This is a genomic window from Pseudomaricurvus alkylphenolicus, from assembly GCF_011683955.1.
Classification (GTDB): domain Bacteria; phylum Pseudomonadota; class Gammaproteobacteria; order Pseudomonadales; family Cellvibrionaceae; genus Pseudomaricurvus; species Pseudomaricurvus alkylphenolicus.
In genome coordinates this window covers 234,093-247,781 of record NZ_JAAQPI010000005.1, presented here as the reverse complement: position 1 = coordinate 247,781, position 13,689 = coordinate 234,093, and the positions used below count along the sequence as shown (strand labels likewise).

The following is a 13,689-nucleotide window of genomic DNA, read 5'->3' as shown; positions in this document are numbered from 1 at the left end:
ATGCCATTAATGGAGACCTATAACAATGCTAAACACCTACACCTACCCGGAATTTGAATACCAGCAATCGCGAGAGCAAGAGCAAGGCGTTATCAAGCGTCATCCCGTCGTCATTATCGGAGCCGGCCCCATCGGCCTGACCGCCGCACTGGAATGCGCCGCTCAGGGCATACCCACCGTAGTGCTGGATGACAACAACACCGTCAGTATCGGCTCGCGGGCCGTCTGTTACGCCAAACGTCCGCTGGAAGTCTGGGACCGTCTCGGTGTCGCCGCCCCTATGGTTGAAAAAGGCGTAAGCTGGAAGGTGGGCAAGGTGTTTTTCAAGGAAAAACTGGCCTACGAATTTGATTTGCTGCCGGAGGAAGGCCACAAGATGCCGGCCATGATCAATCTGCAGCAGTACTACCTGGAAGAATATATGGTTGCCAAGTGCGCAAGTGAAGAGAACGTTGATCTGCGCTGGAAACACAAATTGCTGAACATCACACAGCACGACGACCATGCATCGCTGGTAATTGAGACTCCCGACGGTGTCTTTACCATGGAGGCGGGCTGGATCATCGCCTGCGATGGTGCTAACAGCGATACGCGCAAAATGGTGGACGGCGAATTCTCCGGTCAGTTCTTCCAGGACCGCTTCCTGATTGCTGACGTCGTTATGAAGAGCGATTTCCCGACTGAACGCTGGTTCTGGTTCGATCCGGTGTTCCATAAGAATCAATCCGCTCTACTTCACAAACAGTCTGACGATGTCTGGCGCATCGACTTCCAATTAGGTTGGGATGCCGACCCCGAAGAAGCCAAGAAACCCGAAAATGTTATTCCTCTACTGAAACAGATGCTCGGTGACGATGCGGAATTTGAATTGGAGTGGGTTTCAGTTTATCAATTTGCCTGTCGCCGCATGGACAAGTTCCGCTACGGTCGTGTGCTGTTTGCCGGCGATGCCGCCCACCAGGTTTCCCCCTTTGGTGCCCGCGGCGCCAACACCGGTGTGCAGGATATCGACAATCTGGGCTGGAAGCTCAAGCTTGTACTGGACGGCAAAGCCGGATTGGAACTGCTGGACACCTACTCCGAGGAGCGCGTTTTCGCGGCCGATGACAACCTGCTGAATTCCACTCGCTCCACCGACTTTATTACCCCCAAGAGCAAAAGCAGTCGATTCTTTCGCGACGCTGTGCTGAGGTTAGCGGAAAAACACGAATTTGCCAGGCCTCTTGTCAACAGTGGACGCCTGTCCATGCCGACGCCTTATGTGCAGTCATCACTGAATACCGATGACGGTACCGAGTTTGCCGGTTGCATGAAGCCCGGTAGCAACTGCGCAGACTCTCCCATCGTTAAAGACGGCAAAGACGGCTGGTTCCTGAACCAGATCGGCGGTGAATTTGAAGTACTGGTATTTGGTGATGCTCCTGCGACCAACACCGTTTCTTTTAACGGTATTAATGCCAAGGTAACCGTAGTCGGACGCGATTTGGAGGATAAAGAAGGCCTACTGACAGAGCGCTTCGACGGGCAACAAGGTGCCGTGTATCTGCTGCGCCCCGATCAGCACGTTGCCGCCCGCTGGCGTGAATTCGATGCCGACGCCATTCAGGCCGCCATCGCCAAAGCCACTTGCCAGCACTAAATAAGATAGAATAAAGGAGCAAAAAATGTCATTAAATCTGAAAGCCAATATTAAAAACCCGGACGATTTTTACCAGAAGCTGATCGATGCTCAGCGGGATTTATCGGAAGACGAAATCCAACTGATGAACGCCAAGCTGATTTTGGTGTTGGCCAATCATATTGGAGAAGCAGGTGTGCTAGACCAGGCGCTTGAGGTAGCGTCGGAGCAGTAATCGCGATTACCCTAAAGCTCAATCGCACTGCGTACCTGCGTAGGGTGGATTAGCGTAGCGTAATCCACCTTGGATTTGGCACTTTGCCGGCAATTGGTGGATTCCAACAGTAGGCGCTCGCCTAAAGCGCCTACTGTTGGCTAGGCGACGCCTTCGGCTCTTGTGCCCGTTTTTTGGGTAAATCCACCCAACGCCTTGCCATGATTACATTTACAACGTAAACCGCCCCATTAATCCATTCAGCAATTGCGCCTGCTGATTAAGCCTCGTGCACAGCTCATTACACTGCACCACCGCTTCACCCGTGGTGCGCGAATGATCCGCAATCAGCGTCACATTGCGATTAATCTCCTCGGTGGTCTGGCTCTGCTCCTCCGTAGCCGCCGCCACCTGATAATTCATATCCGAGATACGAGTAATACGTTCCGCGATGCTGCGCAGCCGCTCTCCGGTTTCCTCCACCCCTTTGACGCTGGTTTCCGTTTGGGAATGCCCCATCTGAATAGCGGTTACCGTATCGTGTGCACGTTGGTCGAGCCGCTGAATCATCTCATTGATTTCTTCCGTAGATTGGGCGGTGCGTTGCGCCAGTGTCCGAACCTCATCAGCAACAACGGCAAAGCCCCTGCCCTGCTCTCCCGCCCGTGCCGCTTCAATGGCGGCATTGAGAGCCAGCAGATTGGTCTGCTCGGAAATACCGCGGATCACTTCCAACACACTGGTAATGGACTGGATCTCATGGGCCAGCGCCTGCACCGATTCCACTGAGCTGTCCATCGCCATTGTCAACTGGCCCATATCCTGGATGCTCTGCTCCACAAACTCCTGCCCCTGCGCAGACGCCTCCTGAGCCATACGAGACACGTCCGCGGCCTCACTGGCATTGCGGGCAATCTCCAATACCGTAGAGCCCATCTCGTTGACAGCCGTAGCCACCATATCTGTATTTTGCTGCTGCTGTTGCGTGCAATCCGAAGCGATTTCAATATTGCGATTCACATCAGAAGTGGCACCATCCAACGCTATGGATGCCTCCAGTATTTTGCGACACATCTCCTGCAGCTGCTCGATAAACTGGTTCACACCTCGGGCGAGATCGCCGATTTCATCGGCTCGATCTTCGGGCAGGCGCGATGTCAAGTCACCCCCGCGTTTACCGATATCCTCCAGCGACTCCGAGATGGTTTCAATCGGATTAATAATATTGCGCGCAAGCATTGCGATAAAGACCAAAAATACAACCGCAATCACCAGACTGATCAATATACTGCTGACAATCGTATCGTTGAGCCCTGAGTAAAGCTCCGCCTTCGGAATCTCGGCAACCAGAATCCAGTCACTGGAAACCAACGGTATAGCGGCGCCAATAAACGACTCCCCCTGCCGTTCAAATTCCAGGCTGGCAAAACCTCCATCGCTCAATAACTTGCGATGAATCTGTTCACCTTCGATAACCTCAGTAATATCCTTGCCACTGTATGCGGCGTTGCGATGCAGCTTGATCTGTCCCTTGGCGTCCACCACAAAAATCTGTCCGGTTTGACCAACGCTGTATTCGCGAACGATCTCTGACATACGGCTGAGGGAAACACCAATCCCCCCAACGGCGTTTACACTGCCATTAAGTGTGATACCGTAGTTGATAAATACCGTGGTCTGGCCAGAGGCTTCGTCCACATCAATACTTAAACCTACTGGCTGGCCGCTGTCGATAAAATCGTAAAACCAACCGTCTTTGGCGGAATCCCTGGACAGGGTTTTGAACAGACCACCGTTGTTATAGTAAGACCCGGTGGTGCCAGAAACAACAAAGGCTGATATTGCCTGATTCTGTTCCTTCAAGTGACTCAGGTAGTCCTTGATATCGCCCAATTGCTCCGGCGACTCGCCTGATTCCAACCAACGCTGAACAAACCGGTTCTCAGCAATACCCTTGGAAATGAGTACAGGCTTTTGCAGCTCCAGTTCCATACTGTTACGAACTTCACGCAATGCCGTCGGCAATTCCGAGGCGGTCATACGCTCGTCCATCAGGCTACGGATACTGTGAGCAAAGAAAGTGGTACTGATAATCAGCGGCAACAACAACGCCGCAGCCATACTGATAATCAATTTGTGTTTAAGACGCAGATTGAGCAGTGACTTCATAGTGGGTTACCTGTCAGTCAAATGTCATCCCTCGTGAATCTGAAACTTGTCCTTGAATTGTTGAATCTCGCGCTGATGCAATTGCAGAAACTGATTGAATTTTCGCAACAGCTCGGGGTGCTTTCGAGTCGATAGAAAGTACGAACTCTTAAAATGTGGGCGGCTTGGATCGAACACCAGACCACCAGGATTATCCAAATCGTTAAGCAGACGGTGGCGGGCCACATCGACGTTGATCAAGGCAGCATCCACACGTCGCGTCATTACCATCTTCAGCAATGCGTTCAGATTAGGCTGCTCCACTGCCACCAGGCCGCCATCACGAATCTGCTGCAGATAACCCGTCGGAGTAAAACCTCTGGGAACCCCGAGCGTTTTCATGGTCCCGGCCGATGTCTGCAATTTAGCAGGGGGCACCATAATGCCATCCACATAACTCACCACCGAACGGCTATAGTGAATCCTTAACTCATCCTTAAGCTCGCTTTGCCACTGAGGATGATCCGGGTACTTAAAGTCCAGCTCATCCTCAAACAGAAACTCCTTGTAGAGCCGTTTGATGGGCAAGGGTCTGTAGCTGATTGTGATTCCGGCCCAATCGGCGAAGCGATCGAACACCGCCCGGGAAAATCCACCGTAGTCCTTCCCTTCTGCGTAACCGTAGTGAGGAAGATAATCCAAGTCCTCAACGCCAAACACAAAGTGCGTCTGTTGAGCCTTAAGCGGATTTGCCAGGGCCATAAAGGCCACTATGAACATCAGGCGGTAAATCATAGCTGTGCCACCCTCTTTGGATAGCTACAGTGACCTTTACCCCATGAGAAGCCCGGCAACCGGGCTTGAAAGATCCTTTTTCGAGAGGTGTTCGACCTCGATCGTCAGACTGTTACAGATTCCAGACGACCAATGCCTGCACTTCGCTCTCGTCGGTATTTGCATCACCGAGTTTGTTGTTCCAGTATTGGTACTCCAGGCCGACAAACAACTTACCCTTGTTGTCGAAAAGCACCTCCCCAAGATCCAGACGCAACTGTGGCTGCGCCAGAATCCAGCTCTCACGCTCGGCACCAAAATCTGCGCCATTGATAGTGATATCGGAACCGGCGATATATTCCACATGCCCCTCCAGACTCCAACTGGTGTTACCAATCTTGAACGGATAGGCCCAGTTAAAATCGATCATATAAGTGTTGCTTTCGGCGTCAACGCCGAACTTATCCTCGCCGTCCTGAATATAGGAAGTCACATCGAGGTTAGCAAAGGCAAAACCGGGTAGATTCAGAGCAAAGCGCACGCCGGGCAGGTAGTACAACGTGTCGACTTCCTGCGCAAAGTTAAAACCGGCGATCAGACCAATATCCTTGACAGGACCAAAACTCAAATCCTTACCAGTGATCTTGCCAAGACTGAAGTTCGAATACCACTCACCGTAAAGCTCATCGTCAGTACCAGAACCGGAAGCCTTCTCGGCATCGGTGCGGCCGTAGTTAAGGTGGTCGATAAAGAAAAAGTTGTCGCCGTACTTCCAGCCACTGGCATGCTGCAGCGTCAAAATGTTAGTGCCACCAGTCTCGGACTCACTGCCGCCACCCTGGAAGGCCTTCTGCAGATTACCGTGCTGGAAATGGACTTCGGTACTGCTCCAGTCAGCGGCCTGCAATGCGCTGGCGCAAGTCATCAGAGTCAAAGCGGTCAAGGTGGTTTTGGTTTTTATCATTCTCGTCTCTCCACGAAACAATTAGTCAGTGTTATTGCGAGACCAAGAAAAACAGAATCCTGGCACATGTGTCAAGAATATTTTTGACACTCAAGACAGGTTTTTAATTACCTTAGTGATTAGGTTAAACGTTTCAGTTTATTTAAATCAGAGAGTTAGAGAAGGTAAGAAATTGATCAATTTGGAGATATTTTTTCATTAAGGCACCCGAGTCAGCATACCGCGGTGTGAGAGGTGGTCGGGCGGTTGTTTTCGGAGCGTTAAAGAGGGAGCCGAAGGAGTGAAAAAGACCGGCGTTTTTTGCCGGGCTTTTTCTGGACTGAGGGTAGCCTGGAGGGCCGACCGACAGCTCCGAAAACAACCGCCCGACCGCCTTTTGAGGCACAGAACCAGACCGGCGGATTACACCGCTTCGCGGCTCTTGTGCCCCTTTGGGGTAAATCCACGAATTTGGTACAACCTCCCTTTGAGGCACAAAAAGATCAAAACCGCCACACCAACAAAGCCTGCGCCATACTCTCATCCGTATCCTTATCCCCCAACTTATTGCTCCAATACTGATACTCAACCCCCGCAAACAACTGATCCTTAGTACCAAACAACAAATGCCCCACATCCAACCGCAACTGCGGCTGCGCCAAAATCCAACTCTCCCGCTCAGCCCCCACATCAAAACCATCAATCGTCAAATCCGCACCACCGATATACTCAACATGCCCCTCAAGACTCCAAAGCGTCTCCCCCAACTTAAACGGAAACGCCCAATTAAAATCCACCATAAAGCCATCATCATCCGCATCCACCCCAAACTTATCCGGACCATCCTGGAAATACCCCGTCACATCCACATTCGCAAAGGCAAACCCGGGCAACTTCAAAGAAAACCTCACCCCCGGCAGATAAAACAGCGTGTCCACCTCCTGCGCGAAATTAAACCCGGCAATCAACCCCACATCCGACACCGGACCAAACGACCACTCCTTACCCGTCATCTTCCCGAGACTGAAATTCGAATACCACTCCCCATACAACTCATCAGTCGGCTCTATACCCGCAAGCTTCTCCAGATCCGTACGGCCATAATTCAAATGATCAATAAAAAAGAAGTTATCCCCATACTTCCAACCACTGGCATGCTGCAGGGTCAAAATCGTCGTGCCCCCCGTCTCAGCACCTCCGTCGCCCCCCTGAAACGCCTTCTGCAAATTCCCATACTGCAAATGCAACTCCGTTGAACTCCATTGCGCCCCTACCGCTCCCAGTGAAAAAAGACTTAACAAAACCGTCACAAAAGCCGGAAATGACCTTTTCTGGTTAAAAATCATACACACTTACTCCCAATTCGTTATTAATCAGCCGCTCCTGGCGCCTTTTCAAAGTCAAGTCCGGGGCCCGGTATCTGTCAACCAAACCCCTCTCACAGTCATATAAATGTCATTTTCATTACTTTTCCTCCTATAAAAACAACGGCTTAGAGTATTTGACCAAAACTTGCCACAACAGTCAGAAACAGTCGCCAAAACAAGCTAAAACTAAGTTGACCCGGCCTGGTGTTTCGTTTAGATTAGAAAACCTGTCACATGTGTCAGGTTTTGAGAAAAACCGTTTGGCCCCAAATCACAATAAATCTGGATCGAGAAATATGGCGGACAAATCCATCCGGTTCTTATTGAACAACACCGTGAGAACCCTGACTGATTGCAACCCCAATACCAGCATCCTCCAGTTCCTGCGTGCCGAGGAGAAGCGCAGCGGTACTAAAGAAGGCTGCTGCTCCGGCGACTGTGGTGCCTGCACCGTTGTCATAGCGGAGCTGGTAAACGGCGACCTGCGTTACAAGAGCCTCAATGCCTGCATCGGCCTCATGCCGAGCCTGCACGGCAAGCAACTGATTACCGTCGAAGACCTGAAAGACGGCGACAGACTGCACCCGGTGCAGCAGGCCATGGTCGACCACCACGGCTCCCAGTGCGGCTTTTGTACCCCCGGTTTTGTCATGTCGCTGTTTGCGTTGCACAAAAACTTCCCCAACCCCGACCAACACCAGACACTGGAAGCCCTGGCCGGCAACCTCTGCCGCTGCACTGGCTACCGAGCCATTCTGGATGCCGCCAAGGCCGCGGCAAACCATGGGCCCGACCAGTTCGATCGCAACAAGGCCTACACCACCGCAACCCTGCAGGCTATCCACGCTGATAGCATCCGTGAGCTGACTGACGGTGAACACAGCGCCTTCGCCCCCAACACGGTTGAAGAACTCGCTAGCCTGCTCCAGCAACACCCCCAGGCGCGTTTGTTGGCCGGTGGTACCGACCTGGCCTTGGAAATCACCCAGCAGCTTAAGCAGCTCGAAACGCTGATTTACGTCGGCAACGTTGAAGAACTGCAGATATTCGAAGAAACGGACCAAGGCTTCACCATTGGTGCCGCCCTGCCCTACAGTGAGTTCACGCCACGCCTTGCTGCGGAATACCCCGACTTTGGCGACATGATAGAGCGGCTCGGCTCACTGCAAATTCGTAACCACGGCACACTCGGCGGCAATATCGGCAACGCCTCCCCCATCGGAGACACCCCTCCGGTGCTGATCGCCCTGGGCGCCACCATCACATTGCGTCGTGGTCAGCAGGAACGCACCATCCCAGCTGAAGACTACTTTGTCGATTACAAAGTCACAGACCAGCGCGAACACGAATTTATTCGCAGCGTCTTTATCCCTAAAGCCAAAGCCGATCACGCCCTCAAGATTTATAAGATCTCCAAGCGACTGGACGACGATATCTCCGCCGTACTCGGCGTATTTCACATCAACGTGAAAGACGGAGTCATCGAAACTTCCGACGTGGCCTACGGTGGCATGGCGGCCATTCCCAAGCGTGCTTCTAACTGCGAAGCCGCCTTGAAAGGCCAAGCCTGGAACACCGCCACCATTGAAAATGCCATGCAGGCGCTGGAAAACGACTTCTCACCACTGAGCGATGTTCGCGCCTCTGCAGACTACCGCATGCAGGTTGCCAAAAACCTTCTCAAGAAATGCTACCTGGAGTTGGATCAGCCGCAAGCCAACTCCCGCGTAGTGAATTACTTTGATGGAGGATTTATCAGTCAGAAAGGAGCGACCAGCCATGCGTAATCTCCCCGAAATCAATCCGGCTCAGTCCTCCGCCATTAAAGGAGGCATAGGCAAGTCACGCAAACACGAGAGCGCCGACAAACACGTCAGCGGCGAAGCCGTCTATATAGATGATCGCCCCGAACTGGCCAACCAATTGCACGCAGCCATCGGTCAAAGCACCATTGCCCACGGACTGATCAAAAGCCTGGACCTCTCCAAGGTTCGCGAAGCCGAAGGTGTGGTAGCGGTGATCACCGCCGACGACGTCCCCGGACACATCGATATCGGACCGGTATTTCCCGGTGATCCGGTGATTGCCAAAGAAAAAGTTGAATTCCTTGGCCAGACCATTTTTGCCGTCGCCGCCACCAGCCACGACCTGGCCCGCAAGGCCACCAAACTGGCCGTTGTGGAATACGAAGAACTGGAACCTGTGCTCAGCGTTAAGAAAGCCCTGGAACAGGAAAACTTTGTTCGCCCACCTCACACCCAGCAGCGTGGAGATGCCAACGCGGCGATTGCCAAAGCCGCCCATGTGCTCGAAGGTGAAGTACAGATCGGTGGTCAGGAACACTTTTATCTGGAAGGTCAAATCTCCACCGCTGAACCCACCGAAGACGGCGGCATGACCATTTATACTTCCAGCCAACATCCGTCCGAAGTACAGATGCTGGTGGCCGAGGTACTGGGCATTCCCTTTAACCTGGTAACCGTCGACATGCGTCGTATGGGCGGCGGTTTTGGGGGTAAAGAAACCCACGCCGCACCCTGGGCCTGTGTTTCCGCCCTGCTGGCACGCAAGAGCGGTCAGCCCGTCAAACTGCGCCTGAGCCGCAGCGACGATATGGTACTGACCGGTAAGCGTCACCCCTTCGAAAACAACTACCGCGTTGGTTTTGACAGCGACGGCCGCATCGAAGGTATCGAAGTCACCGTTAACGGCAACTGTGGTTACTCACCGGACTTGTCCGACGCCATTGTCGACCGGGCCATGTTCCACTCCGACAACGCCTACTACCTGAACCAGGCGCGCGTCACCGGTAACCGCTGTAAAACCAACACCGTTTCTCACACCGCCTTCCGTGGCTTTGGTGGCCCTCAGGGTATGATGACCATCGAAGGTGTCATGGACGATATCGCACGCGAGCTGGGCAAGGACCCACTGGAAGTGCGCAAGACCAATTTGTACGGCACCGATGATCGCAATGTTACCCATTACCATCAGACCGTCGAACACAACCTGCTGCCGGAAATCATCGAAAAGCTGGAAACCAGCAGCAACTACCAGCAGCGCCGCGAAGAAATTCTGGAATTTAACGCCGCCAACCCTCTGTTGAAGAAAGGTATTGCTCTGACTCCCGTTAAGTTCGGTATCTCCTTTACCGTACAACACCTGAACCAGGCCGGTGCCTTGATTCATGTTTATACCGACGGCAGCATTCAGCTCAATCACGGTGGCACCGAAATGGGCCAAGGCCTGTTTACCAAAGTCGCCCAGGTTGTCGCTGAAGAATTCCAGGTGGATGTGGACACCATTAACGTCACCTCCACCCGCACGGACAAGGTGCCTAATACATCGCCCACCGCTGCCTCTTCCGGCACTGACTTGAACGGTAAGGCCGCTCAAAACGCGGCGCGCACCATTAAGCAGCGCTTTATCGATTTCGCCTGCGAGCACTTTAATGTCGATGCTTCTCAAGTAGTATTTGCCGATAACCAAGTCACTATCGGCGAAAAAGTGATGAGCTTTGGTGAACTGGCGCAGTTGGCTTACACCAACCGTATTTCGCTGTCGTCCACCGGCTACTACAAAACCCCTAAAATTCACTACGATCGTGAAAAAGCCGCCGGTCGCCCGTTCTTCTACTACGCCAACGGTGCTGCTTGCTCCGAGGTATTGATCGATACCTTAACTGGGGAATACAAGGTCACCCGTGTGGATATTCTCCACGACGTGGGTCACTCGCTGAACCCGGCCATCGATATCGGCCAGATTGAAGGCGGCTTTGTCCAGGGCATGGGTTGGCTCACCACAGAAGAACTGATGTGGAACGACCAAGGGCGTCTGCTCACCACCGGTCCGGCCACCTACAAGATCCCGGCCGTAGCGGATATGCCCGAAGTGTTTAACGTGGAGTTGATGCCGGACGAGCCCAACCGCGAAGCCACCATCTACAACTCCAAGGCAGTGGGTGAACCCCCCTTTATGCTGGCGATTTCCGTTTGGTCCGCCCTACGCGACGCCGTTGCCAGTGTCGCCGATTACCAGGTCAGCCCGGAGCTGCATACCCCGGCCACGCCCGAGCGTGTGCTGGCAGCCGTCGCTAACCTGCAAAAGCGCTAACGAGAGGTCAGGATCATGACAATGACAGCCAATACTCGCTGGGTCGACGCGGTCAATGACTTAACGGCACAAGGTGAAGCTTATGTTTTGGTGACAATACTCGGCGTGAGGGGGTCTGCCCCCCGCGACAGTGGCACCAAGATGGTGGTTACCGCCGATCGCAGCTACGACACCATTGGTGGCGGCCATCTGGAATACAAAGCCGTCGAGATTGCCCATCGTATTCTCGCCGGTGGCGATACCCAACAGCACATTGAGCACTTTCCGCTGGGTCCTTCCCTCGGTCAATGCTGTGGCGGTAGCACCAGCCTGCTGTTCGAGCCCTTTGCCGCCAGTCGTATCAACATTATGTTGTTTGGTGCCGGGCACGTTGGTCAGGCATTGGCCCCTATCCTCTCAGGCCTGCCTTGTCGCCTGAGCTGGGTGGACACCCGCGAGGAACTGTTCCCGGCAAACGCCACCAACAGCAGCAATGTTGTCAAAGTCGTCAGTGACACCCCGGCCGACGAAGTCGATACCATGCCGGCCAACAGCTATTACATTGTTATGACTCACAACCACCAGCTGGATTACGAAATCTGTCGCCGTGTGCTGAAGCGCGAAGATTTTGGCTACCTGGGTCTGATCGGTTCTGACACCAAGTGGAAGCGCTTCCAGCAGCGCTTTGACCACCGCGGCATCGCCCCGGAACTGGTGCAACGCATCAACTGCCCGGTGGGCTTGAGCGCCGTGCCGGGCAAACGCCCGATGGAAGTCGCCGTGTCGATAGCCGGTGAGATCATCGGCTTGTACCAACGGGACGAACCGGCCAAACCCACGCAACAGGGTTTGCACTGGAAAGAATTGAAAACCATGTTGAGCGAAGACACCGTCGCCAGCGCCTAAACCCATTTCACACGGAGGACAGCCGATAGTCTTTTCCCAAATTGCGTGCGCCCGGCAGCCCTAATCTGCCGGTTGAGAAAAGACTATCTGCTGTTCTCCACAAAAACACGGAGTAACCGACATTGAGTCAGTTTGCCTTACGCAGCCAGCGGGTTATTACCCCAGAAGGAATCCGCGCGGCCACCGTCAAAATCAACGACGGTGTTATTGAAGCCGTACTGCCCCATAACGAGAACCCCGGCTGCACAGTGGAAGACCTGGGCAACCAAGTATTAATGCCCGGTCTGGTGGACACCCACGTGCACATCAACGAACCCGGCCGCACCGACTGGGAAGGCTTTAACACCGCCACCCAGGCCGCTGCCGCCGGCGGAATTACCACCCTGGTGGACATGCCGTTGAACTGCATCCCCGTCACCATCAACAAGCAGGCACTGCACGAAAAGATGGAAGCGGTTGTCGACAAACTCTGGGTCGATGTCGGCTTCTGGGGTGGCGTTATCCCGGACAGCGTCGACGATCTGGACGAACTCCTGAGCGCCGGTGTGCTCGGTGTAAAATCCTTCCTGATCGACTCCGGCATCGAAGAATTCCCCAATATGACCGAGGAGGACCTGCGCAAGGCCATGCCGATTCTGGCCAAGCACAACGCCCCCTACCTGATTCACGCAGAGCTGGATAGTGAAGACACCGAACCACCGGTGATCGGCGACAGCTACCAGACGTTTCTGGAGTCGCGCCCCAAGCAGTGGGAAAACGACGCCATTGATCTGATGATCAAACTGACCCGCGAACTCAAGCAAGAAGGTCACCATTGCAAAACCCACATCGTGCACCTTTCCTCCGCCGAGGCGCTGGAAAACATCAGTGCCGCCCGCAGCGAAGGACTGGGCGTGAGTGCAGAAACCTGCCCCCACTATTTGACCCTGTTTTCAGAAAACATCCCGGACGGCAAGACGCTGTTTAAGTGCTGCCCGCCGATTCGCGAAAACAGCAACCGCGAACAACTGTGGCAGGCGATTAAAGATGGCGTGATCGACTTTATCGTCTCCGATCACTCCCCCTGCACACCACAGCTCAAACACATCGACAGTGGTGACGTGGAAAAAGCCTGGGGCGGTATCTCGGCGCTGCAGTTCGGACTGCCCCTGATCTGGACCGACGCACTGGATCGCGGCTTTGAACTGGAAGAGGTTTCGCGACTGATGTCCGCCGCCACCGCCGACTTTGCCGGATTGGGCCATATTAAGGGCCGCATCGCCGAGAGCTACCACGCCGATCTGCTGGTATTTAACGACGGTGCCGAATACCTGATCAGCAACGACATGATCAAACACCGCCACAAGATCACCCCCTATGAAGGCAAAGCCGTTGTGGGCGAGGTGATGGCGACTTACCTGCGCGGCACCAAAGTGTTTGAAAACGACCAGTTTGTGACCGGCCCGGCCGGACAACCCCTGCTTAAGGGAAATTTGAAGTAATTAAAACCGCAAAAACGTAGGTCGGATTAGCGCAGCGTAATCCGACATTATTTAAAATTAAACCAAAAACCCGTTGGATTACGCTGCGCTAATCCAACCTACAAAACGATTGAACGATATCGCGAGAACCCAGCCTCAGAAGGGAT

10 protein-coding genes are annotated in these 13,689 nt (G+C 53.6%); 6 read left to right on the top strand and 4 right to left on the bottom strand.

Going from position 1 to position 13,689, the window contains the following annotated elements; genetic code table 11:
• The first annotated feature begins 25 nt into the window (after positions 1 to 25).
• Entirely contained in the window at positions 26 to 1,639 is a 1,614-nt protein-coding gene (locus HBA55_RS15220; protein ID WP_166993066.1) for an FAD-dependent oxidoreductase, read from the top strand.
• A gap of 25 nt (positions 1,640 to 1,664) precedes the next feature.
• Complete coding sequence (locus tag HBA55_RS15215; protein ID WP_166993063.1) at positions 1,665 to 1,853, top strand: DUF2783 domain-containing protein; 189 nt, start codon at positions 1,665 to 1,667, stop codon at positions 1,851 to 1,853.
• Positions 1,854 to 2,063: 210 nt separating this feature from the next.
• On the opposite strand, the gene HBA55_RS15210 is transcribed toward HBA55_RS15215, so the two are convergent.
• From HBA55_RS15210 to HBA55_RS15195, 4 genes are all read right to left on the bottom strand, one after another.
• A complete protein-coding gene (locus HBA55_RS15210) occupies positions 2,064 to 4,001 on the bottom strand; it encodes a methyl-accepting chemotaxis protein (RefSeq protein WP_166993060.1) in 1,938 nt (645 codons plus the stop codon).
• 24 nt (positions 4,002 to 4,025) lie between these two features.
• The gene (locus HBA55_RS15205) at positions 4,026 to 4,775 is read right to left on the bottom strand and encodes a type 2 periplasmic-binding domain-containing protein (protein WP_166993057.1); all 750 of its coding nucleotides are present in this window, start codon (positions 4,773 to 4,775) and stop codon (positions 4,026 to 4,028) included.
• 112 nt (positions 4,776 to 4,887) lie between these two features.
• Positions 4,888 to 5,718, bottom strand: coding sequence for an outer membrane protein OmpK (locus HBA55_RS15200; RefSeq protein ID WP_166993054.1), 831 nt, complete (start codon positions 5,716 to 5,718; stop codon positions 4,888 to 4,890).
• Positions 5,719 to 6,200: 482 nt separating this feature from the next.
• Entirely contained in the window at positions 6,201 to 7,043 is an 843-nt protein-coding gene (locus HBA55_RS15195) for an outer membrane protein OmpK (RefSeq protein ID WP_166993051.1), read from the bottom strand.
• A gap of 317 nt (positions 7,044 to 7,360) precedes the next feature.
• Between HBA55_RS15195 and xdhA the strand changes: the two genes are divergently transcribed.
• From xdhA to allB, 4 genes are all read left to right on the top strand, one after another.
• Entirely contained in the window at positions 7,361 to 8,851 is a 1,491-nt protein-coding gene (gene xdhA, locus HBA55_RS15190; protein WP_166993048.1) for a xanthine dehydrogenase small subunit, read from the top strand.
• Positions 8,844 to 11,177, top strand: a complete 2,334-nt coding sequence (gene xdhB, locus HBA55_RS15185) for a xanthine dehydrogenase molybdopterin binding subunit (RefSeq protein WP_166993045.1) — start codon at positions 8,844 to 8,846, stop codon at positions 11,175 to 11,177. The genes xdhA and xdhB overlap by 8 nt, the downstream gene beginning before the upstream one ends.
• Positions 11,178 to 11,198: 21 nt before the next feature.
• Complete coding sequence (gene xdhC / locus HBA55_RS15180; RefSeq protein WP_206019812.1) at positions 11,199 to 12,062, top strand: xanthine dehydrogenase accessory protein XdhC; 864 nt, start codon at positions 11,199 to 11,201, stop codon at positions 12,060 to 12,062.
• A 122-nt stretch (positions 12,063 to 12,184) separates the two neighbouring features.
• On the top strand, positions 12,185 to 13,543 hold the full coding sequence (gene allB / locus HBA55_RS15175) for an allantoinase AllB (protein WP_166993039.1): 1,359 nt from the start codon (positions 12,185 to 12,187) through the stop codon (positions 13,541 to 13,543).
• Positions 13,544 to 13,689 lie beyond the last annotated feature (146 nt).

Excerpts from the sequence above, each read along its gene's own strand:
- HBA55_RS15220 (WP_166993066.1), top strand. The coding sequence starts at position 26 with ATGCTAAACACCTACACCTACCCGGAATTTGAATACCAGCAATCGCGA.
- HBA55_RS15215 (WP_166993063.1), top strand. The coding sequence starts at position 1,665 with ATGTCATTAAATCTGAAAGCCAATATTAAAAACCCGGACGATTTTTAC.
- HBA55_RS15210 (WP_166993060.1), bottom strand. The coding sequence starts at position 4,001 with ATGAAGTCACTGCTCAATCTGCGTCTTAAACACAAATTGATTATCAGT.
- HBA55_RS15205 (WP_166993057.1), bottom strand. The coding sequence starts at position 4,775 with ATGATTTACCGCCTGATGTTCATAGTGGCCTTTATGGCCCTGGCAAAT.
- HBA55_RS15200 (WP_166993054.1), bottom strand. The coding sequence starts at position 5,718 with ATGATAAAAACCAAAACCACCTTGACCGCTTTGACTCTGATGACTTGC.
- HBA55_RS15195 (WP_166993051.1), bottom strand. The coding sequence starts at position 7,043 with ATGATTTTTAACCAGAAAAGGTCATTTCCGGCTTTTGTGACGGTTTTG.
- xdhA (WP_166993048.1), top strand. The coding sequence starts at position 7,361 with ATGGCGGACAAATCCATCCGGTTCTTATTGAACAACACCGTGAGAACC.
- xdhB (WP_166993045.1), top strand. The coding sequence starts at position 8,844 with ATGCGTAATCTCCCCGAAATCAATCCGGCTCAGTCCTCCGCCATTAAA.
- xdhC (WP_206019812.1), top strand. The coding sequence starts at position 11,199 with ATGACAGCCAATACTCGCTGGGTCGACGCGGTCAATGACTTAACGGCA.